The sequence below is a fragment of the Methylophaga sp. genome (genome assembly GCF_965655755.1).
Taxonomy (GTDB): Bacteria; Pseudomonadota; Gammaproteobacteria; order Nitrosococcales; family Methylophagaceae; genus Methylophaga.
Map to the genome: position 1 here is coordinate 269 of NZ_CBFHHW010000027.1, position 21,539 is coordinate 21,807.

Consider the following 21,539-nt stretch of genomic DNA (forward strand, 5'->3'; position numbering starts at 1 on the left):
AACAATGGACCGAATTTAATCAGATTTCCCCTTTAGTTGGCTCTCTGAATCCGGTTGATTTTAGTAAGGCCTTAGAAGCTGTACCACAGATTCATTTAATCGGCGATCGCGATCACATTGTACCCGGTTCCGTATTGATGTCGTATTTGTCACGATTGGAATCGTTAGATAATGTGCAGAGCCACATCATTGTCGGTGCCGATCACACCTGTTGCTGGTCATTGGCAGTAGCAGACGTTTTGCAATAAAAAAAGCCCCTATTTAGGGGCTTTTTATGTCTGAACGTTTTATTGTTCCCATGGTTATTTATCCGATGGAATGTGACAGAGAGCGTGCTGCTTTATAAGCTATTCAACCAGTCGTCGTCAGAGCCTTCGTTCATCCCTTCAAACAGATACGTAGATAAATACCGTTCACCAGTATCGGGGAGCATCGCGAGTATGGTGGAGCCCGGTTCGGCTTTCTCTGCCACCTTCATTGCAGCAGCCAGAGTACCGCCGCATGATAATCCAACAAAAATGCCTTCTTCACTGGCAAGACGCAATGCCCAGTCTTTGGCTTCTTCATCCGTTACTGGATACAGTTCATCATGCACATCACGATTTAATACATCGGGTACAAAGTCGGGTGTCCAGCCCTGTATTTTATGTGGACTCCAGTCATTACCCGCGAGCATAGATGCAGCCGCTGGTTCTGTCGCCACAACTTTAGTATCAGGCCGTGCCAGTTTAATCATTTCCCCTGCACCGGTCAGGGTGCCACCTGTGCCCCAGCCAGAAACCCAATAATCCAGACGTTTTCCTGCAAAATCACGCAGGATTTCAGGCCCAGTAGTATTGCGGTGATAGGCGGGATTAGCAGGGTTTTCAAACTGGCGCGCGAGGAACCAGCCGTGTTGTTCGGCGAGTTCTTCAGCTTTTTTAACCATACCCGTGCCTTTTTCAGCTGCTGGTGTCAGGATGACCTTGGCGCCCAGGGCACGCATGATCTTGCGGCGTTCTACGGAGAAGGTCTCAACCATAGTGGCAACAAACGGATATCCCTTGGCGGCACAGACCATAGCCAGTGCGATACCGGTGTTACCGGAAGTGGCTTCTACAACGGTCTGGCCCGGTTTGAGCACGCCACGCTTTTCTGCATCATCAATGATGGCGAATGCCAGACGATCTTTAACGGATGCCATCGGATTGAATGATTCGACTTTGACGTACATATCGACATGATCCGGTGCGATATTATTGAGTCGGACGACGGGTGTATTGCCGATAGTATCGAGAATGCTGTTATAAATCATGGTGTGTCTTTTATTGTATTTGCTAAACCGAAAGCTTACACCAATTTAGGTGATGGAAAAAAGCGGTAGCTTGGTGAAATGATTACAGCGTGTCGTTTTCGTAGTCTTTGATCAGTTGTTCAGCCATTTTAATATCGGCATCATCTACAAACACATGGGCAAAATCGGTTGCGGGAAGATCCCCCACAGCACCCTGGAGGTAATGACCCCCGACATGGCAGTCGATGCCATTATTTTTCAGCATGCCTGCAACGATATGCGCTTCTAGAATATTATTAGCCTGAAACACCAGATACATAGCTTGCCCCTGATAATAGTGTTAAGACCATCAGTGTATCGTTTGTGTACATACAAAAACAGCTACCCGAGGTAGCTGTTTAAACGAATCAGGCGTTACTTTTCTTAGGAGGCACTACTGACATGTATTTGTTGTTTGGTTGATTGTTTGGCGGGTTTTTTGTGGCTTTCAATATTGGCCGTTTTTTCCAACGCTTTAAGGATATTCTGACGAGTGATTGAACCGACCAGACGATTATCCTTAATCACAGGCAAGCATTTGTAAGCGGATGTGAGGAAAGTTTGAGCAACTTCAATAATCGAGCTATCGACATCGATAGTGATACAGCCTTCATGCATGAACTCTGCAACTCTACCTGCTGCCTCACCCTGATAAGCAGCATTCAAGGCAACCTGCATACAGTCTTTCTCAGATAGAAACCCAATCAGATTGCCATGATGGTCAATCACCGGTGCACCTGAAATTTTAAACTCAATCAGTTGGTGAATGGCACGCAACACATCCATATCGGGTGTGAACGTGATTTTAGTGCCGTTCATATACTCTTTAACTTTTAATGGTGCGAGCATGCCTTTACTCCTGAGACTTTATTGTTGTTCTGCTTTGCGTCGGGCACATTCTTCTTTTTCCTCAAGAGAACAGGCACCGCCACAGCTTCCACTTAAGCCAACTTGATTCAGACCGCCACAGCTTCCCTTGATCGCCGGACGACCAAACAGCACACCGATTGCCATAGCGGCAACGATGATAAGTAAAGCAACAAATGCAGCGAGAAACGTTGTCATTTAACCCCCAAAGTCATCAAGCAGAATATTCTCACGCTCGACACCCAAGTCTTCCAGCAAGTTGATCACGGCCGCGTTCATCATCGGTGGACCACAGATATAAAATTCGCAATCTTCCGGTGCCGGGTGATCTTTTAAGTAATTGTCATACAACACATTATGAATGAAACCAGTGTACCCTTCCCAGTTATCTTCGGGAAGTGCATCTGACAGGGCGACATGCCAGGTGAAGTTATCGTTTTCAGCAGCAAGCTCATCGAAATCTTCGGTATAGAACATTTCGCGCAGACTTCGCGCACCATACCAGAAGGTCATCTTACGTTTACTGTTCAGTCGACGTAGCTGATCAAAGATGTGTGAACGCATCGGCGCCATACCCGCACCACCGCCAATGAAGACCATTTCTTTGTCGGTATCTTTGGCAAAAAACTCACCGAAAGGACCTGAAATAGTCACTTTATCACCGGGTTTCAGATCAAAGATGTAGGAAGACATCTGACCTGGTGGAATATCATCATTATCAGGCGGTGGCGATGCGATACGCACGTTTAGCATAACCAGGCCTTTTTCTTCTGGGTAATTCGCCATGGAATAGGCGCGAACCACGTCCTCTTTGACAACGGATTTATAACGCCACAGATCGTAGCGATCCCAGTCACCTCGGTATTCATCTTCAATAGTGAAGTTTTTATATTCAACCGTGTGAGGCGGGCATTCGATCTGAATAAAGCCGCCGGCGCGGAATTTAACATCTTCGTCTTGAGGCAGTTCCAGTACCAATTCTTTGATAAAGGTTGCGACGTTTTCGTTGGAACGAACGGTGCATTCCCATTTTTTAACACCAAAGACCTCTTCAGGTACTTCGATTTTCATATTCTGTTTAACGGCTACCTGACAAGACAGGCGATCACCATCATGTGCTTCACGTTTGGTGATATGTGATTCTTCTGTCGGCAGAATAGAGCCGCCACCTTCAAAGATTTTGACTTTGCACTGGCCACAGGTACCACCGCCACCGCAGGCAGAGGAGACAAACATATCTGCATCCGCCAACGCGCCGAGAAGCTTGCTACCCGCAGGGGTGTGAATGGTTTTCTCATCATTAATAACAATTTCAACATCACCGGTCGAGACCAGTTTAGAGCGTGCTCCCAGAATCAGGAACACTAATGCCATGATGATGAGGGTGAATAATACGATACCGAGTATGATTTCCATTACAGCTGTATCCCCGAAAAGGCCATGAATCCGAGCGCCATCAGTCCAGCAGTAATAAACGTAATGCCAAGACCTTGTAAGCCATCAGGCACGTCGGAGTATTTTAATTTCTCTCTGATACCGGCGATGGCAGTAATAGCCATTGCCCAACCCAGACCACTACCGACACCGTAAACGGCACTTTCTGCCAGGTTGTAGTCACGTTCAACCATAAACAACGTACCCCCCAGGATGGCGCAGTTAACGGTGATAAGTGGCAGGAAGATACCTAAAGCGTTGTAGAGCGCTGGTGCATATTTATCCATCGCCATTTCCAGAATCTGAACCATAGCAGCAATTACGCCGATATAGCTGATCAAACCCAGAAAGCTTAAATCGACTTCAGGCAGGCCAGCCCAAGCCAAAGCACCGTCTTTTAGAAGGTATTGGTAAATCAGATTGTTGGCAGGTACGGTAATCACCTGAACCAGGATGACGGCAATACCAAGACCTAAAGCGGTTTCAATTTTCTTGGAAACAGCCAGGAAGGTACACATGCCAAGGAAAAAGGCTAAAGCCAGATTCTCGACAAAGATCGCACGGACAAAGAGACTGAGATAATGCTCCATTTACAGTACCTCCGTCCGGTGAACCTGGTGAATCTGATAATCGGGTTTTTCTACCTGTTCTTTTTTCCAGCTACGGATAGCCCAAATCATCAGGCCAATCACAAAGAAGGCGCTGGGAGGCAGCAGCATCAGGCCGTTGGGTACATACCATCCACCTTCGTTAGCAACCGGAATAACTTGGTGACCGAACAACTTGCCTGCACCCAGTAATTCACGGAAAAAAGCGACTGTCATCAGAATCAAACTGTAACCCAGACCATTACCGATACCATCAAGGAAGCTCAGCATAGGCGGGTTTTTCATCGCATAGGCTTCAGCCCTGCCCAACACGATACAGTTAGTGATAATCAGCCCCACAAAGACTGACAGCGACTTACTCGCCTCGTAGGCATAGGCCTTCAGAACCTGGTCAACAATGATTACCAGCGAGGCAATGATCGTCATTTGCACGATAATGCGGATATTGGTCGGTATTTGTTTACGGATAGCACTGATGAACATGCCCGAAAACGCACAGACCGTGGTCAAAGCGATACACATGATCAACGAGGACATCATGTTGGTTGTTACCGCGAGTGCCGAACAGATACCCAGTACCTGAAGTGTAATTGGATTGTTGTCGATCAATGGATCGAGAACATTATTTTTTGCTTCACTTGCCATCTGCTATTTCCCCAATTCGGAACGCATGTTTTTCAGATAAGGACCAAAGCCGTGATCGCCCAACCAGTATTGCAACAAGTTGGTTACGCCATTACTGGTCAATGTTGCACCGGAAAGACCATCCACTTTGTGCTCGGCATTGGGTGATTTAGGGTCGACGTAACCACGGATAACGCGGATTTCTACATCGCCGTTTTCATCGAAGACTTCTTTGCCTTGCCATTGTGCACGCCATTTCGGGTTATCCACTTCACCACCGAGCCCCGGTGTTTCAGCGTGATCGTAAAAACGCAGGCCACGGATAGTGTTGAAGTCACCTTCTAAAGAAAGAAAGCCGTACAACGTCGACCAGAGTCCATAACCATGTACAGGTAAGACCACCTGTTTAATCGTGTCACCTTCTGTCAGTAGGTAGACCGGGGCGAGTTTGGCACGACTGCCAATACCAGCAATATTTTGCTCGCTGGTCAATTTGACGCTCATTTGAGGATCGGCTGACGCTTTACGTTGATCGTAGCTGACAGGATCAATATCTGTTTCTGCGTATTGGCCCTCGCTTAAATTCACCAGACGCACGTCAAACTGACCAAACAGTTCGTCAAGTGTGCCGGCATTATCTGATAAGCCAGTGACAGCCAGAATGTTACGTTTGATATCGTCTTTCTTGTTGCTGGTCTGAATCGGTTTTAAAGAGACCGCAGCGGTCGATACCAGAATTGAACAGATCAGGCAAAGCAGGACGGCGATAAATAACGTTTTTTTGGGATTGTCATTAGGCAGGCTCATTAGCGAGCCCAGCAATCCTTTTTTTGGGGTTGTTTCTGCCATGTGATTAGGCTCGCTTCAATCTACGTTTAACGTTGGCCTGCACCACAAAGTGATCAATCAATGGTGCGAAAATGTTACCGAAAAGGATGGCCAGCATGATGCCTTCCGGGAAGGCCGGGTTGACGACGCGAATTAACACCGCCATAAAACCAATCAAAAATCCGTAAATCCAGCGGCCTTTATCTGTCATTGCTGCAGACACCGGGTCGGTTGCCATAAATACCATACCGAATGCGAGCCCCCCGATTGAGAGGTGCCAGTACCACGGTACCGAAAACATGGGGTTAGTCTCGCTGCCAATCATATTGAATAACAGAGTGGTGAATACCATACCCAAGAAGACGCCGAAAATAATCCGGAAGTTGGCGACACGGGTATAGATCAGAAATGCAGCACCCAGCAGAATAGCGAGAGTCGAGGTTTCACCCAAAGACCCCGGCATCATGCCAAAGAAAGTTTGTGCCCAGCTATAACCCGCCTCTGTAATAGCTTCAACACCACCTGAAGCAGCAAGTGCCAGTGGTGTAGCACCTGTGTAGCCATCGATAGCAGTCCATACTGCATCACCAGACATTGATGCGGGGTAGGCAAAATATAAGAACGCACGGCCAGTCAACGCTGGATTTAAGAAGTTTTTACCGGTACCACCGAACACTTCTTTACCCAGAACCACACCGAAGATAATACCCAAAGCAACCATCCATAAAGGTGTTGAGGGGGGCAGGGTCAAGGTGTAGAGCATGGAGCTGACCAGAAAGCCTTCGTTGACTTCGTGGTTACGCACCGCGGCAAAGATCACCTCAAAGGTACCCCCCGCAGCGAGCGTGACTATGTACATCGGCAGGAAGTAGAGCAGTCCATGGAACATATTGGCAAATAAACTGTTGGGATCATAAGCTATCCCTAATGAACTCATCAGCCAATGGCGCCAGCCATCAGTTTCTGTCATACCGATTTGTGCCATCGCTGAGTTAGCCTGAAACCCCGTGTTCCAGAGCATCAACAACAAGACCGGGAACGTCGCAACGACGACGTAACTCATGACTCGTTTTAGATCGATCGCATCACGCACATGCGGTGAGCCACGAGTGACATCCGCCGGTGAATAAATGAAGGTGTCGACCATCTCGTAGAGGGCGAAATACTTCTCGTATGGTCCACCTTTTTGGAACTGTGGCTCGATACGATCAAGGAAACGTCTTAAACGCGCCATGATTATCCTTCTTTCTCAATTTGTGTAAGGTTTGTTCTCAGTGCAGGACCGTAGTCATACTTACCTGAACAGACAAAAGAGCATAATGATAAGTCCTCTTCGTCCAGTTCAAGGCAACCCAGCGCCTGTGCCGAATCGGTATCTTTCACCAATAGCGAACGCAGTAACTGTGTTGGTAGGATGTCTAACGGCATGACACGTTCAAATACGCCGACAGGAACCATAGCCCTTGGACTACCGTTTTGTGAGGTCGTTAAAGCCAGATCTTTTTTCGGAAGCAGACTGGAGAAAAAAACATTCAGTGCTGAGAATTTATTTTTTCCGCCCGGACGAATCCATCCTAGTAGTTCACGTTCATCCGTTTCTGCAATAACTGAAAGTTGATTGTGAAAACGGCCCATATAAGCTGCCCAGTTATTTGCGGTATGACCATGCAAAACCGAACCGGAAATAACCCGTGACTGAACCGAGGCAACTTCACCCCAGACCAGATCTTCAGTACTGGCGCCAAGGCGAGTGCGAATCAGACGAGGCTTATTCACTAAAGGCCCGGCGAAAGAAATAATACGCTCAACCCAGATGCGACCTGTCGTAAACAGCTTACCGATGGCAATGACGTCCTGGTAATTGATCGTCCAGACAGTTTTGTTTGCACTGACAGGGTTTAGCAGGTGGATATGGGTACCCGCGAGGCCTGCAGGATGGGGGCCAGAAAAGGTGTTAACTTCGATATTGTCACGATGACTGACGGGCAAGGCAGCATTAGGGGCCTGGCACAAAAACACTTTTCCTTGTGTTAACTGGCTGATGACGGTTAGGCCATGCTTGAAGTCTTCTGCGTATTCATTAATGACGATACTGGGATCGGCAGCCAGCGGATTGGTATCAATGGCCGTAACGAATATCGCATTAGGTGAAGAGTCAATTGCTGGTGTACGGCTGTATGGTCGGGTGCGAAACGAGAGCCACAGGCCAGAGTCAACAAGATTTTTGGTGATCGCTTCTGGTTCCAGTTGGTCCAGTGCATCGACTGAATAATCCTGAAACGTCACTTCTTCGTTACCTTCAAGATCAATAACGACAGATTGTAGTGCCCGTTTAGCACCACGATTTATGGATCTAACCGTTCCTGCGCCGGGAGAGGTAAATATAACGCCAGGGGTTTTTTTGTCTTCAAAAAGCGGTTCGCCTAGTTTTACCTTTTGGCCTTCTTCGACCAGCATTGTGGGTCTCATACCCACGTACTCATTACCCAACACCGCTACCGAGTTGACGTTATTACCGTCATTGATAGTTTGTTCGGGTTTCCCCGAGATGGGCAAATCGAGCCCTTTCTTAATCGAGAAATGCATATTTCACCTGGTCAGGAGACATCGGACGTGTCTGATTTCTGAGTTTTGTTAATTTGTCAGCTCATAAGTATAAGTATTGTAACGGGCTAAGGGAAGCGCAAAAACTAGATAAAAAGAGGTATTTACGGAGCGGCTTTTATATGGCGGTCATCATCTTTTAGCCAGATATACGAAATAACAAAGGCAATCAGACTCGACACAGCAGCTAATAAATACGTCCACATGGGCCCCGGTGTAAGCCACAGATAGCCGCTAATAAGGCTACCTAAGGCACCGCCAGCACCAAAGCTGACGCTACTGTACAGAGCTTGCCCTCGACCCTGTGTTTTTCCTGTGAAATGGCGATGGACCCAGGCAATAGCAGCAGCATGATAGGTACCGTAACTGGCTGCATGCAAAAGCTGAGCAAAGGTCAAAATAGGAAGATTTTGCGGAAATAAAGCAATCAAAAGCCAGCGTAAGACACTGAGTAATAAGCTTGCCAACAAGACATAACGCAACCCGAGTTTTGGCAGCCAGCGGTGCATAAACAAAAAGATAATGACTTCTGCGAATACACCCAAAGCCCATAATTGACCAATCAACCCTCGACCGTAACCATTTTCTTCCAGATAGATAGTGTAAAAGGTGTAATACGGCCCATGACTGGCCTGCATTAAAAAACACATAATCAAAAAGGCAATAACGGCGGGGCGTTTGAGTAAGGTTTTAAGTGAGACTTGGCTCAGAGTCATATGCCGCGATGCGGATTCGGGCACACTGAGACTGACCAGCCAGATACCAGCCGTGCTAAGAAACAGGGCTATTGGTACGATACTGGGTTCAAAAAATTCCAGTAGCCAGCCCAAAGCCATTACGATTACGATAAAACCGATGGAGCCCCACACTCTGACTTTACTGTAGTGATGACTGTAATCACCCAGATGTTGCAATGTTGTCACTTCAAATTGCGGTAAGGAAGCATTCCAGAAGAAACTGAATAGCAACAAGGTCCCTGCAACCCACATATAGCTTTGGTTATAAAAGATGGCCGCAAACACTAAGGTCGCTGCGAAACTGGCAAAACGCACAATCCGCATCCTCTGACCATGATGATCCGCGATCCAGCCCCATACATTAGGAGCGATGATGCGGGAAGCTAACAGAATGGCGGTTAATTCACCGATGTCACTGGCTGAAAAGCCTTCCCATTTAAGGTAAAGGCTCCAGTACGGGACCAGCACGCCTAAACAGGCGAAGTAAAAGAAATAAAATCCCGACAGGCGCCAGTAGGGGAGTTGGGATAACGGCACGTTGTTAAAAACTAGGGTTTTTGTGCTGGAACGATAGGTGTCTCTGTTGTGACATCCATATTCTGTGCACGGTGTCTCAGTGCATGGTCCATTAATACTAAGGCTAGCATCGCTTCAGCTATAGGCGTTGCACGAATTCCTACGCACGGGTCATGACGACCTTTGGTTACGACCTCTACCGGCTCTCCGGCTGTATTGATGCTTTTACCCGGAATACTCAGGCTGGAAGTCGCTTTCAGCGCCATGCTGACTAAGATATCCTGGCCACTGGAAATACCGCCCAGCACACCACCGGCATTATTACTTAGGAAACCTTCCGGCGTGATTTCGTCGCGATGCTCACTGCCTTTTTGGGTGATTGAGTCGAACCCAGCGCCAATTTCTACACCTTTGACGGCATTAATGCTCATCATGGCATGGGCAATTTCTGCATCAAGGCGATCAAAAATCGGTTCCCCCCAACCCGGCGGTACATTTTTCGCCACGACATTGACTCGGGCACCAATGGAGTCGCCTTTCAGTGATTTCATGTGATTTTCGATTTCGACTTCTTTATCTGGATCGGGACAGAAAAAGGCGCTTTTATCCATGTGCGACCAGTCGTGTTTTTCAATCACGACGGGGCCTAGTTGTGCTAGATAACCGATAATGTCAATACCGTATTGTTGTTTCAGATATTTCTTGGCAATACCGCCTGCTGCAACGCGCATCGCTGTCTCACGTGCCGATGAGCGACCGCCGCCGCGGTAATCACGAAAGCCGTACTTATGATGATAAGTATAGTCAGCGTGGGCAGGGCGGAACTGATGCATGATATTGCCATAATCTTTAGAGCGTTGATCGGTATTCTCAATCAACATTCCAATCGGTGTGCCGGTCGTTTTACCTTCAAAAACTCCTGACAGGATTTTAACTTGATCAGCCTCTTTACGCTGGGTTTCATAGCGTGTTTTACCCGGCTTACGTCTGTCCAGATCACCTTGAAGATCTGCTTCACTTAATTCCAGTCCCGGCGGACAGCCATCAACGATACAGCCCAATGCGGGGCCGTGGCTTTCACCAAAAGAGGTGACAGTGAATAATTTTCCAAAAGTGTTACCAGACATAGCTACTATTCCGAGCGGGTAAAAGTTTAAACAATAAAGATTGATGCAAAGCCGAGAAAGGCAGTAAAACCAATCACATCTGTGACGGTGGTCAGTAATACGCTGCCTGATAGGGCCGGATCAATGCCAATTTTTTTTAATGTCAGTGGTATGGTCACGCCAGCGAGAGCGGCAGCTATCAGGTTGATAACAATGGCTGTCCCAATCAACACACCCAGCGATAGGCTATTAAACCAGATCACTGTCACGATCGCGATAGCAATTGCCCAGATGACGCCGTTGCTGGCTCCTACCAGAAATTCTTTACGCAATAACCAGCGCTGGTTTTTATCATTAATCTGCCCCAGTGCCATTGAGCGAATAACCAAAGTCAGCGTCTGACTGCCGGCGATCCCCCCCATGCTTGCGACAATCGGCATCAGAACCGCCAATGCAACCTGCTTCTGGATCGTCGTATCAAACAGACCAATCACCCACGATGCCAGAAAGGCCGTAAGCAAGTTAACACCGAGCCAGACAGAACGACGATTCACACTGCGTCTTACCGGGGCGAAGGTATCTTCATCTTCGCCCAGACCCGCCATGCTTAACATTGAGTGTTCAGCTTCATCGCGGATAACGTCAACCACGTCATCAATAGTGATACGACCGAGCAGGTGATTGTCTTTATCAATAACCGGTGCAGAGATAAGATCGTGCTTTTCAAAGCGATGGGCGACATCACGATCCGACATGTTGGCTGGAATCGGATCGACCTGATGCGACATGGCTTCACTGACTAATAAAGATCGACTACGGCTAACGACCTGAGACAGCCGTAAAGTGCCAAGGTAATGATCATCATGATCGACGACATACAGACTGTCTGTGTTTTCAGGCAGCTCACCGAGCATTCGCAGATAACGCAACACCACTTCCAAGGTGATATCTGTGCGAACGGTGATAACGTCGGTGTTCATCAAACCACCGGCACTATCTTCATCAAAGGCAAGGACCGCTTCCACCCGCCGACGATGTTGAATATCCATCGCACGTAATACTTCATGTACGATGTGGTCAGGCAGATCTTGCAGGATATCGGCGATATCGTCGGGATCCAGATCCTCGGTCGCGTTGATCAGATCCGCCGTGTCCATTTCCGTCATCAGATCGGTACGGACTTCCTCACCAATATAGGAAAGAACATCACCGCGCAGATCGGGATTGATTAACGGCCAGCAAATCTTACGTTCAGTAGGCGGTAAGGATTCGAGCAGATGTGCGGTTTCAGCCGGATGCAGACCTGCGAGTAAGCGACGCATACGCACAAACCGACCGCTTTGCAGCGCATTGGAAAGGGTATCAATTGACTGATTTAGGGCGTGATTGTGGTCCAGCTCTGACATATCCAGGTCTCAACGACAGCGGTTGTTCGGATCCGTGCTTACGGGGCGCTATTTTAGCCTGCTTACAAGCGGATGAATAGCGTAGAGACCAAATCAGTTAATGATCGGGACCGTTAATCTGTTCCAGCATCATGTCCACTTCAAGTGGATCAATCGCATTCATGATTTCCAGTGTGTTGACCGGTAGCTGGTTGAGATCAGTCTCATTGATGACCTGTTTCACTTCAAGCAGTGCATTGGGATGCATGCTGAAATTTTCCAGTCCCATAGCGAGTAATAAGCGGGTATAACGGGGATCACCGGCCATTTCGCCACACATTGAGACATCAACATTGTGTTTTTTGCCTGCGCTCAACGTCATATGAATCAGACGAAGCACCGCCGGATGTAATGGATCGTATAGATAGTTCACATGATCATCGATACGGTCGATAGCTAAAGTATACTGAATCAGATCATTGGTACCGATAGAGAGAAAGTCGACGTGTTGTGCAAACATCTCCGCACAGACTGCGCTGGCTGGGATTTCAATCATCGCACCAATTTCGATGTGATGATCGTATTCAATATGCTCGTTATCAAGCTCATGTTTACATTGTTCAAGCAGGTGTCTCGCCTGAACTAACTCATGCATGGTAGAAACCATTGGGAACATGATCTTGATCTTACCGTAGGCTGAGGCCCGCAGAATTGCTCTTAACTGTGTACGGAACATATTCGGCTGACTGAGACACAGACGAATCGCACGTAAGCCCAGGGCCGGATTAGTCACTACCGTCTGATTTAAATGGCGGCCGCCATCAACGGTTTTATCTGCACCGAGGTCAAACGTTCGAATGGTGACAGGCTGATTGTTCATCCCTTCAACCACATCCCGGTAAGCCGATAGCTGTTCCTCCTCCTCGGGTGGGGTCATCCGATTCATATACAGAAATTCGGTTCTGTAGAGGCCAATGCCTTGCGCTCCTGCAGCACTGATGGTGGTGATGTCTTCCGGCAGCTCAGCATTCGCTAATAGTCTGATGGACTTACCATCACGGGTCTTGGTGGGTTGCGATTTATAGCGACTTAGCGAAGAAATATGCTCGCGGAATTCAATTAGACGATCTTCGTACTCTTCCTGTGTTTTTTCATCCGGACCGAGCAGCATGACACCGGTTTCGCCATCAACGATAAGCGGTTCATTGTCCTGTACATAACGGCGAACCGACTCAATACCAACTATCGCGGGAATACCCAGACTGCGCGCTAGGATAGTGGTATGGGAAGTGGCACCACCATGCTCCGTCACAAAGGCAACAATGCCCTGATGCTGCATCAAAACGGTATCAGCCGGGGTTAAATCCTCAGCAATAATGATATGGCCTTTGAGCCGGCCATCCGGGATTTCATGATCCTGTACTTCCTGATCATTGAGAATCCGGTGGATGCGGTTTACAACATGATCAACATCGTCCCGGCGTGTACGCAGGTAGGGGTCGTCCATTTCGTTGAACACATTGATTAAAGCATCACGCTGTAATTGCAGTGCCCATTCCGCATTACAACGACGCTGGCGAATCATATCGACAGGAATTTTGTTCAATGAAGAATCATTGAGCATTAACAAATGGGTATCGATAAACGACGTGACGTCAGCTGCAGCATTCGCCGGAATATGGTTGCGAATCGACTTGAGCTGTTGTTTAGCTTGATCAATGGCATCGAGAAAGCGTTCCACTTCCTGTTCAATAGCAAATGCTGGGATCAGGTATTCACGGACATCGGGTTGGTTATGAAACAGAATATGTGCACGGCCGATGGCAATACCGCGTGATACGCCAATACCCTGGAGTTCAAGCGTCATTCACCTTCTCCAAAAAAATCATTTATCAGATTTTCAATGGCCGATAATGCGTCAGGTGCATCATTACCTTCGGCATTAACCGTGATTTCAGTGCCTTTCGCGGCAGCCAGCATCATAACGCCCATAATGCTTTTTCCATTAACCGTGCGGCCATCGCGTGATACTTTGATGTCGGACTCAAAATTAGAGGCCGTGGTGACAAACTTGGCCGCTGCTCTGGCATGCAGACCGAGTTTATTAATGATCGTGTAGGTTTGCTCCATCATTTTCGTGAATATCCTGAGTGGTGACAGCGGACAACGCCTTCCTGGCCTCCACTAATAGCTTTATGTTCCAACTCGTCAAGATTAAGGGTTGGATAATTCAATACCCGGATTAACATAGGCAGATTCAGGCCGGAAACGACACGAATATCATCTCGATCAGATACGGCACATGCGATATTGCTGGGGGTTGAGCCAAACATATCGGTGAGGATCAAAATACCATGCCCCTGATCCAGACCCTGCAAATCATTATCCAGTTCAAGTCGAATCGCTTCAGGGTTATCTCTTGTGGCGATGGACAAAACCTGAGTTGGCAATGGGCAACAAGACAGCATTTGTCGAGCTGTGTTAATCAGCTCGGTACCGATATTGTTGTGTGATACGAGTAGAACGCCTACGGTCATCTTTGCTCTCTATAAAAATCAGTATGACTGATCATTGTTTTGGGCTTTTATAAGCCCTCATGACGGCTTTGAATGTAATGGATATCCGGGGGGTAATCAAATCTGTACGCTCTGATTATTGCCACATATCATGTTGTTGGCGCTGTTTTAAGGTTTGATTGGCATTATTTCCCTTGCGCTGCATGCCTAACCAGATCAACAGACGACTGCTGATGCGAGCCGGATTGTTAATAGACAGGCATAGACGGGGGAAAGAGAACGTCATAATTTCTGCATCAGATTGCTGGGCTTCAAGTGAGGCTTGTCCGTTGGCGACTGCGGAAAGTTCCAGAACATAATGAACCGGGCTGGACGTAACAACAGCCTGGCTTCCAAACAGTTTCTCTATATCAATCGTACCCAATTCCCGAGTATGCAGCAGGCCTTTGAGTATTTTGGGGCTTCGCGCGATTAAGTTGTTATTTTCAATGATTAGTTCAATGATATCATCGGCGATCAGTTGATGGCCTAACTGAAGTAATTCCAGTGCAAGACTGCTTTTACCTATCCCCGCTTTTCCTGTAATCAACACTCCAGAGCCATTAATGCAAACCATCACACCATGACAGGTTTCGGCTGGCGGGGCAGTGATCATGGTTTAATCGTCGATGGATATAAGTAGTTCGAAAATATCTTCAGCGTCTTTTGCCGTTCGGATTTTTTCGCAGATTTCTGCGTCCCGGAACAATGTAACCAGGCGCGAGAGGTGTTGCAGGTGATTGTCCGTATCTTCTTCGGGAACCAGTAAACCGAAAGCGATATCAATGGGCTGGCCATCAGATGACTCGAATGGCACTGAAGTGTCAAGGGTCAGCATCGCTGCTACGGTATGTGTCAGATCCGGGACCCGGGCGTGGGGGATAGCCACGCCCTTGCCCAGTCCCGTACTACCGAGACGCTCTCGTTCGAGTAGTACCTGGAATATCTTCTCTGCTGATGTCGCAGTTGTGTTGGCCGCCAGTTTCTGACTCAGGTTTTCCAGTACTTTTTTCTTACTGGATGCCGGGTCATGAAAACTGATGTTATCTGCATTAACCAATAATGCGGCAATAAGCATAGAAAATCCCGTTATTAATTAGCGTTGTGCTTCATTTCGGCGCCGACCGCTTGATGATGATCGGTGATTTTGTCTTTGTGCTTAATGATCTGACGATCCAGCTTGGATACCAGACTTTCAATCGCTGAGTACATGTTTTCGTTCTCATCGGAGGCGAACAAATCTGCACCGCTGACATGCACTGTCGCTTCTGCTTTTTGACGCTGTTTTTCAACAGAAAGGATGACATGAACGTTAGTCATGTTATCGAAGTGACGGGTCAGTTTCTCGAATTTTTTATTGACGTGATCCCGCAGGCTGTCAGTAATTTCGATATGTTGTCCGCTTAAGTTTAATTGCATAATTAAGGACTCCTTTTGAGTTGTGATAACTGGCTCTCAGACCAGTCGTTTTCGCTCATTCGATGGCGGGATCGCCAACGTTTCACGATACTTTGCAATTGTTCTGCGTGCGACGTTTACTCCCTGATCGCCCAGAATGTCAGCGATCTTGCTGTCGCTCAATGGTTTACGCGGATTTTCCGCGGCAACCAGTTTCTTGATGATAGCGCGAATTGCGGTGGCTGAACATTCACCTCCGGCATCCGTACTAACATGACTGGAAAAAAAGTATTTGAGTTCAAAAATTCCGCGTGGTGTATGCAAATATTTGCGGGTAGTGACACGTGAAATCGTTGACTCATGCATTTCAACCACTTCAGCAATATCAGCCAGTACCAACGGTTTCATCGCCTCTTCACCATGATCGAGAAAATCTTTCTGACGCTCGATGATAGCTTCGGTCACTTTGAGCAAGGTTTCATTGCGGCTTTGCAGACTTTTCAGAAACCAGCGCGCTTCCTGTAAGTTATTTTTCAGGTAAGTGTTTTCAGCACTGTTATCAGCACGATTAATTAATTGTGCGTAGTGCTCTGCAATATGTATTCGTGGAGCATTATCCGGATTCAATGACAACAGCCACTTACCATTGTATTTACGGGCATAGACATCCGGTACGATGTATTCGGTGTCGTTTGTCTGAATCTGACTACCAGGACGTGGATTGAGTAACTGGATAGAGCGAACCAGTTCCGTCAGTTCATCATCGTTGACTTTGAGGGCGCGTTTGATTTGTGCATAGTCACGTTTGGCCAGCGTGTCGAGATGTTTATCGATAAGCTCTTTCAACAGCTCAATATGCGGCATGCCGGTTGTTTCGAAAACGCGTAACTGGATCAGCAAGCATTCCCGCAGATCCCGGGCAGCCACACCGACCGGATCAAAATGCTGGATGCGATGTAATACCGTCTCTATTTCATCAAGCTCGACCTCAGCGAACTCTTCACCAAGGCTTAACTGAATGTCTTCCAGCGTAGTTTTGAGATAGCCATCATCTTCAACTGAATCAATAATGGTAGCGGCAATGGTTTCTTCGGTTTCAGTGAAATGGGTGAGGCGCATTTGCCATAACAGATGCTGCTGCAGTGAATCACCACTTTCATCCTGGTTTTCGCGTTCCATGTCGCCATCGATTGTACCGCTGCTGACAGAGGAGGCTGGTTGGTGGTCGTAGGTGTCTTCCCATTTGGAGTCGACCGGTAAGTCCTCAGGAATGTCCTGATTCTCTAACTGGCTGACATCGCGACTGGCTTGATCCTCATCACTGCTTTCCGGTGCACCGTCATAATCGTATTCTTCTTCGACTTCAAGCAGAGGGTTAGACTCAAGTGCCTCCTGAATTTCTGCCTGTAATTCGAGCGAAGAAAGCTGCAGTAAGCGTATTGCTTGCTGCAACTGCGGTGTCATTGACAGGCTTTGGCCTACACGTAGCTGTAATGAGGGTTTCACAGGTGTTGTTTAAGTGATGTTGCGACCATGTGTTTATGTTACCGCAAGTCTTATGCCATTGCCTACAGCAAATGGTTAAATTCTTCTGTGAATCAAACCACGCTCAGCGTCAGAACACGCTGACGGCACTGGCTTTGAAGTTTAACCAGACGGTATTCCCAAGATGTAATGCCAGATTTTTAAGTGAGGTGGGGGTGATAATGGCATGGAAACGTTCGCCACAATCGACCAGTAAGCGGATATGGCCGGCTTCTTCAGCGATTTGAATCAATCTGCCCTGAAAGCTGTTCAACATGCTGGAGTGTTCCAGTGGTTGATCTGAAATGATGATTTCGCGCGGATCAATTGCAATATGACGTGCTTCAGACGCATCTTCAGCCACATGAATCAGCATCTTACCGGTATTAAACAGCTGCTTTTCAGCGTGACCATGGAAGAGATTGAGTAGGGGGGCGCTGGTGACGCGACCGGCAACGAGATTAATTGAATTATCAGCAATTGCCATTGCCTGTAAACGATCATGCGTGGAAAAAATTACTGTTTTATCAGCTTGCGTCGCAAAGGACTGAATAGTGGTTTCCAACTGACGAATATGGCGTTGGTCCAGATGTGAAAATGGCTCATCCAATAAAAGAATCTCGGGTTGATAGACGATCGCACGCGCTATTGCAGCCCGCTTTAACTCACCGCCAGATAGGGTGGCAGCATCCTGATCGGCCTTGGTGCTGAGGCTAACAGTGGCTAATGCCTCATCAATCAATGGTGAATGTTGTTGTTTGGGGACATGCTGCAATTTTAAAGCGAGTTTGAGGTTATCCCGGATGCTACCCGTGAGAAGATAGGGTTGCTGGGAGACGAAACCGATTTTTTTTCGTTGCTCAGGTGTCAGTTTCTGTTCGACGCTTTTACCCATCAAGGAGACATTTCCGGCATCAGGCATTTGGATGAATGCCAGCAGATGCATCAAGGTTGATTTGCCAGCGCCGTTTTCTCCCAGCAGAGCCGTACATCGATTCGTTGCGAGATCTAAACTGGGTATATCCAATGCGATTGTCTGCGCATAGCGGACGACAATATTCTCAAGTTGATACGCCGACATTAGCTGCTCGCCTTATTCAAAGCAGAGAGTAAAAAGTTAAGCACAAAGGCGATGATTAACAGAATCATGCCCAAAGCCAGACCTAACTCAAATTCGCCTTTACTGGTCTCTAATGCGATGGCGGTTGTCATCGTGCGGGTATAGCCATCGATATTGCCACCCAGCATCATGGCGGCACCGACTTCACCAATAGCGCGTCCAAAGCCGGTAATAATGGCTGCCAGAATAGCCAGACGCATCGTACGGATGACCTGAACAGCCATTTGTATTTTCCGTGCACCTAAACTGAGTAAGGTGGGTACCAGCCTGGGATCGGCGCCATTCACCGCTGTGATCGTGAGGTTCATCATGATCGGAAAGATCAGGATGGCTTGTGCAATGATAATGGCCGTGGGGGTGTAGAGCAGGCCCCACTCACCTAAGGGTCCCAAACGACTGAACAGACCATACAGTAATAAACCGATAACAACGGTTGGCATCGCCATTAATGTATTCAGCAGGTGCTGAGTGAATTGTTTGCCTCGAAACGCGTGCAACGCCATCATGACGCCTGCTGGCACCGCTAACAAAGCCGCAATAGCGGATGCAGCCAGAGAAATGAACACCGAGGTGAAGACAATGTGATAAATGTCGGCATCAAGGCTGCCAATTAATTTAAATGCTGCTAGCAGTGAGTTGGCAAAATAGTCCATAGCTCAGCTTCGTGTCTGATAGCGCGTTATGACTTAACCAGGCCCAGTCGTTCACAAACAGTCAAAGTAGGCTCGGTTTTATTCATCGAATAGAAATGCAAACCCGGTACGCCGCAATCGATTAGCTGTTGGGTGAATTGCGTCAGAAAATCCAGCGTAAAGGCTTTCATAGATTCAGTGTCATCGTAGAATTCTTCCAGTCGTTTACGCAGCCAGCGGGGAATTTCTGCACCACAACCGGCCGAGAAACGAGCCAATTGTGCAAAGTTATTAATCGGCATAATGCCCGGAATAATCGGAATATCAATACCGTGTTTTTCGCAGCGATCCAGAAAGAAACGATAGGCATCAATATTATAGAAATATTGCGTAATGGCACTATCGGCACCAGCATCGACTTTGCGTTTGAAGTTTTCCAAATCAAATTCAGCTGTCTGTGCCTGAGGATGGATTTCGGGGTAGGCCGCTACTTCGATAGTGAAATAGTCTCCGGTTTGCTGACGAATAAAATCCACCAGTTCATTGGCGTAACGGAAGTCACCCGGATCCCGCATACCGGAAGGCAAGTCACCACGCAGGGCAACAATCCGTCGGATATTATTATTGCGATAGGTATCAAGAATAGCACTTAACCTGTCGGCATTAGACCCCACACAGGATAAATGCGGTGCCGCATCAATGCCGGTCTCAGGCTGTTGCTTCTGGATTTCAATAACGGCTTCCAGCGTATTATCCTGGGTGGATCCCCCCGCACCGAAGGTGACCGAATAAAACTCTGGGGCGAGTGGCCTTAATTCCTCACGCACACGACGTATATTGGCAATGCCTTTGTCGGTTTTTGGCGGAAAGAATTCGCAACTGATAGTCAGGTTTTTAGACATGTTTTTAGACTTAGTTAAAAAAATGGGCTGATAAAAATCAGCCCATTCTACCTTAAAAGATTATTAGTACCTGTAATGCTCAGGTTTGTATGGACCATTCTGATCAAGACCCAGATACTTGGATTGTTGATCGGTCAGTTTGGTGAGGTTAGCACCAATTCGGCCCAGGTGAAGTTGTGCGACTTTTTCATCCAGTTTTTTAGGCAGGACGTAGACTTTATTTTCGTAGTCAGCACTGTTTTTCCAAAGCTCAATTTGTGCCATGACCTGATTGGTGAATGAGGCAGACATGACAAAGCTTGGATGACCTGTTGCACAACCCAAGTTAACCAAGCGACCTTCTGCTAACAGGATAATACGTTTACCATCTGGGAAAATGACGTGATCCACTTGTGGTTTAATGTTTTCCCACTCGTATTGACGTAACGATGCCACATCAATTTCTGAGTCAAAGTGACCGATATTGCAGACAATCGATTCATTTTTCATTGCCACCATATGATCATGGTTAATCACATCGATGTTGCCGGTTGTGGTGACAAAAATATCACCCATGCTGGCAGCATCATCCATCGTAACGATGCGATACCCTTCCATGCTCGCTTGCAGCGCGCAGATAGGATCGATTTCTGTCACCAGTACCGTGGCGCCCATGCCGCGAAATGCCTGAGCACATCCTTTACCGACATCACCGTAACCCAGAACCACGCAGATTTTACCGGCGATCATTACATCGGTAGCGCGTTTGATGCCGTCCAATAAAGACTCTCGACAACCGTAGAGATTATCAAATTTAGATTTGGTGACCGAGTCATTGACGTTGATAGCGGGTACTTTCAGGGAACCGTCACGCATCATTTCATAAAGACGGTGTACACCGGTTGTGGTTTCTTCTGACAAGCCTTTAACGTCTGTTAGTAATTCCGGGTATTTGTCATGCATGATCTGAGTCAGATCACCGCCATCATCCAGGATCATGTTTGGGCGCCAGTTATCTGGCCCAATGATGGTTTGCTCAATACACCAGACCGCTTCATCTTCAGTTTCACCTTTCCAGGCAAAAACCGGAATGCCTTGCTCGGCGATGGCTGCTGCTGCGTGATCTTGAGTAGAGAAGATGTTGCATGATGACCAGCGTACTTCAGCCCCGAGATCAATCAGCGTTTCAATTAATACGGCCGTTTGAATAGTCATGTGGAGACAACCGGCGATGCGGGCACCTTTTAACGGGTTTTGGCCAGCATATTCTTCACGCAAAGCCATCAGGCCAGGCATTTCACTTTCAGCAATTTTAATTTCCTGATGACCCCATTTAGCGAGACTTATGTCAGCGACTTTATAGTCAGGAGTGATGTTTTCAATAACAGATTCCATGGTATTTCCTTGA

General features: G+C 47.5%; 24 protein-coding genes and 1 pseudogene. 1 reads left to right on the forward strand and 24 read right to left on the reverse strand.

What is annotated here, in order from left to right:
• A pseudogene (locus tag ACTF5U_RS09470) lies at positions 1 to 248 on the forward strand (alpha/beta hydrolase); the annotation flags it as partial.
• A gap of 92 nt (positions 249 to 340) precedes the next feature.
• On the opposite strand, the gene cysK reads toward ACTF5U_RS09470, so the two are convergent.
• The 24 genes from cysK to ahcY form a co-directional block, all read right to left on the reverse strand.
• The gene (gene cysK / locus ACTF5U_RS09475; RefSeq protein ID WP_438971384.1) at positions 341 to 1,294 is read right to left on the reverse strand and encodes a cysteine synthase A; all 954 of its coding nucleotides are present in this window, start codon (positions 1,292 to 1,294) and stop codon (positions 341 to 343) included.
• Positions 1,295 to 1,376: 82 nt separating this feature from the next.
• Complete coding sequence (locus ACTF5U_RS09480) at positions 1,377 to 1,592, reverse strand: putative signal transducing protein (protein WP_438971385.1); 216 nt, start codon at positions 1,590 to 1,592, stop codon at positions 1,377 to 1,379.
• 104 nt (positions 1,593 to 1,696) lie between these two features.
• Complete coding sequence (locus ACTF5U_RS09485; RefSeq protein WP_438971386.1) at positions 1,697 to 2,161, reverse strand: CBS domain-containing protein; 465 nt, start codon at positions 2,159 to 2,161, stop codon at positions 1,697 to 1,699.
• A gap of 18 nt (positions 2,162 to 2,179) precedes the next feature.
• Positions 2,180 to 2,377, reverse strand: coding sequence for a (Na+)-NQR maturation NqrM (gene nqrM, locus ACTF5U_RS09490; protein ID WP_438971387.1), 198 nt, complete (start codon positions 2,375 to 2,377; stop codon positions 2,180 to 2,182).
• The gene (nqrF, locus tag ACTF5U_RS09495; RefSeq protein ID WP_438971388.1) at positions 2,378 to 3,595 is read right to left on the reverse strand and encodes an NADH:ubiquinone reductase (Na(+)-transporting) subunit F; all 1,218 of its coding nucleotides are present in this window, start codon (positions 3,593 to 3,595) and stop codon (positions 2,378 to 2,380) included. It lies immediately after the preceding gene.
• Positions 3,595 to 4,203 (reverse strand): NADH:ubiquinone reductase (Na(+)-transporting) subunit E, encoded by a 609-nt coding sequence (gene nqrE, locus ACTF5U_RS09500; RefSeq protein WP_438971389.1) that lies wholly within the window; start codon positions 4,201 to 4,203, stop codon positions 3,595 to 3,597. The genes nqrF and nqrE overlap by 1 nt, the downstream gene beginning before the upstream one ends.
• On the reverse strand, positions 4,204 to 4,866 hold the full coding sequence (locus ACTF5U_RS09505; protein ID WP_438971390.1) for an NADH:ubiquinone reductase (Na(+)-transporting) subunit D: 663 nt from the start codon (positions 4,864 to 4,866) through the stop codon (positions 4,204 to 4,206).
• 3 nt (positions 4,867 to 4,869) lie between these two features.
• Positions 4,870 to 5,694: a Na(+)-translocating NADH-quinone reductase subunit C gene (locus ACTF5U_RS09510; RefSeq protein ID WP_438971391.1), complete on the reverse strand. Its 825-nt coding sequence runs from the start codon at positions 5,692 to 5,694 to the stop codon at positions 4,870 to 4,872.
• A 4-nt stretch (positions 5,695 to 5,698) separates the two neighbouring features.
• Entirely contained in the window at positions 5,699 to 6,907 is a 1,209-nt protein-coding gene (locus tag ACTF5U_RS09515; RefSeq protein WP_438971392.1) for an NADH:ubiquinone reductase (Na(+)-transporting) subunit B, read from the reverse strand.
• Positions 6,908 to 6,909: 2 nt separating this feature from the next.
• Entirely contained in the window at positions 6,910 to 8,259 is a 1,350-nt protein-coding gene (locus ACTF5U_RS09520) for a Na(+)-translocating NADH-quinone reductase subunit A (RefSeq protein WP_438971393.1), read from the reverse strand.
• A 122-nt stretch (positions 8,260 to 8,381) separates the two neighbouring features.
• Positions 8,382 to 9,551, reverse strand: coding sequence for an MFS transporter (locus ACTF5U_RS09525; protein ID WP_438971394.1), 1,170 nt, complete (start codon positions 9,549 to 9,551; stop codon positions 8,382 to 8,384).
• 11 nt (positions 9,552 to 9,562) lie between these two features.
• Positions 9,563 to 10,657: a chorismate synthase gene (gene aroC, locus ACTF5U_RS09530; protein ID WP_438971395.1), complete on the reverse strand. Its 1,095-nt coding sequence runs from the start codon at positions 10,655 to 10,657 to the stop codon at positions 9,563 to 9,565.
• A gap of 26 nt (positions 10,658 to 10,683) precedes the next feature.
• Entirely contained in the window at positions 10,684 to 12,042 is a 1,359-nt protein-coding gene (gene mgtE / locus ACTF5U_RS09535; protein WP_438971396.1) for a magnesium transporter, read from the reverse strand.
• 97 nt (positions 12,043 to 12,139) lie between these two features.
• Positions 12,140 to 13,888 (reverse strand): phosphoenolpyruvate--protein phosphotransferase, encoded by a 1,749-nt coding sequence (gene ptsP, locus ACTF5U_RS09540; protein WP_438971397.1) that lies wholly within the window; start codon positions 13,886 to 13,888, stop codon positions 12,140 to 12,142.
• Positions 13,885 to 14,154: an HPr family phosphocarrier protein gene (locus ACTF5U_RS09545; protein ID WP_438971398.1), complete on the reverse strand. Its 270-nt coding sequence runs from the start codon at positions 14,152 to 14,154 to the stop codon at positions 13,885 to 13,887. The genes ptsP and ACTF5U_RS09545 overlap by 4 nt, the downstream gene beginning before the upstream one ends.
• Positions 14,151 to 14,558 carry a PTS sugar transporter subunit IIA gene (locus ACTF5U_RS09550; protein ID WP_438971399.1) on the reverse strand — a complete coding sequence of 136 codons (408 nt, stop codon included), beginning with the start codon at positions 14,556 to 14,558 and terminating at the stop codon, positions 14,151 to 14,153. Before ACTF5U_RS09550 ends, ACTF5U_RS09545 begins: the two co-directional genes overlap by 4 nt.
• Before the next feature lie 115 nt (positions 14,559 to 14,673).
• Complete coding sequence (locus ACTF5U_RS09555; protein WP_438971400.1) at positions 14,674 to 15,192, reverse strand: HPr kinase/phosphorylase; 519 nt, start codon at positions 15,190 to 15,192, stop codon at positions 14,674 to 14,676.
• Positions 15,193 to 15,195: 3 nt separating this feature from the next.
• Positions 15,196 to 15,654, reverse strand: coding sequence for a PTS sugar transporter subunit IIA (locus ACTF5U_RS09560; RefSeq protein WP_438971401.1), 459 nt, complete (start codon positions 15,652 to 15,654; stop codon positions 15,196 to 15,198).
• 14 nt (positions 15,655 to 15,668) lie between these two features.
• Entirely contained in the window at positions 15,669 to 15,995 is a 327-nt protein-coding gene (gene hpf / locus ACTF5U_RS09565) for a ribosome hibernation-promoting factor, HPF/YfiA family (protein ID WP_438971402.1), read from the reverse strand.
• A 36-nt stretch (positions 15,996 to 16,031) separates the two neighbouring features.
• Positions 16,032 to 17,480: an RNA polymerase factor sigma-54 gene (locus ACTF5U_RS09570; protein ID WP_438971403.1), complete on the reverse strand. Its 1,449-nt coding sequence runs from the start codon at positions 17,478 to 17,480 to the stop codon at positions 16,032 to 16,034.
• A gap of 109 nt (positions 17,481 to 17,589) precedes the next feature.
• Positions 17,590 to 18,579: an ABC transporter ATP-binding protein gene (locus ACTF5U_RS09575; protein WP_438971404.1), complete on the reverse strand. Its 990-nt coding sequence runs from the start codon at positions 18,577 to 18,579 to the stop codon at positions 17,590 to 17,592.
• Positions 18,579 to 19,271, reverse strand: a complete 693-nt coding sequence (locus ACTF5U_RS09580) for an ABC transporter permease (RefSeq protein WP_438971405.1) — start codon at positions 19,269 to 19,271, stop codon at positions 18,579 to 18,581. The genes ACTF5U_RS09575 and ACTF5U_RS09580 overlap by 1 nt, the downstream gene beginning before the upstream one ends.
• A 26-nt stretch (positions 19,272 to 19,297) precedes the next feature.
• The gene (metF, locus tag ACTF5U_RS09585) at positions 19,298 to 20,152 is read right to left on the reverse strand and encodes a methylenetetrahydrofolate reductase [NAD(P)H] (RefSeq protein WP_438971406.1); all 855 of its coding nucleotides are present in this window, start codon (positions 20,150 to 20,152) and stop codon (positions 19,298 to 19,300) included.
• 63 nt (positions 20,153 to 20,215) lie between these two features.
• Positions 20,216 to 21,526 carry an adenosylhomocysteinase gene (ahcY, locus tag ACTF5U_RS09590; RefSeq protein ID WP_438971407.1) on the reverse strand — a complete coding sequence of 437 codons (1,311 nt, stop codon included), beginning with the start codon at positions 21,524 to 21,526 and terminating at the stop codon, positions 20,216 to 20,218.
• Positions 21,527 to 21,539: the final 13 nt, after the last annotated feature.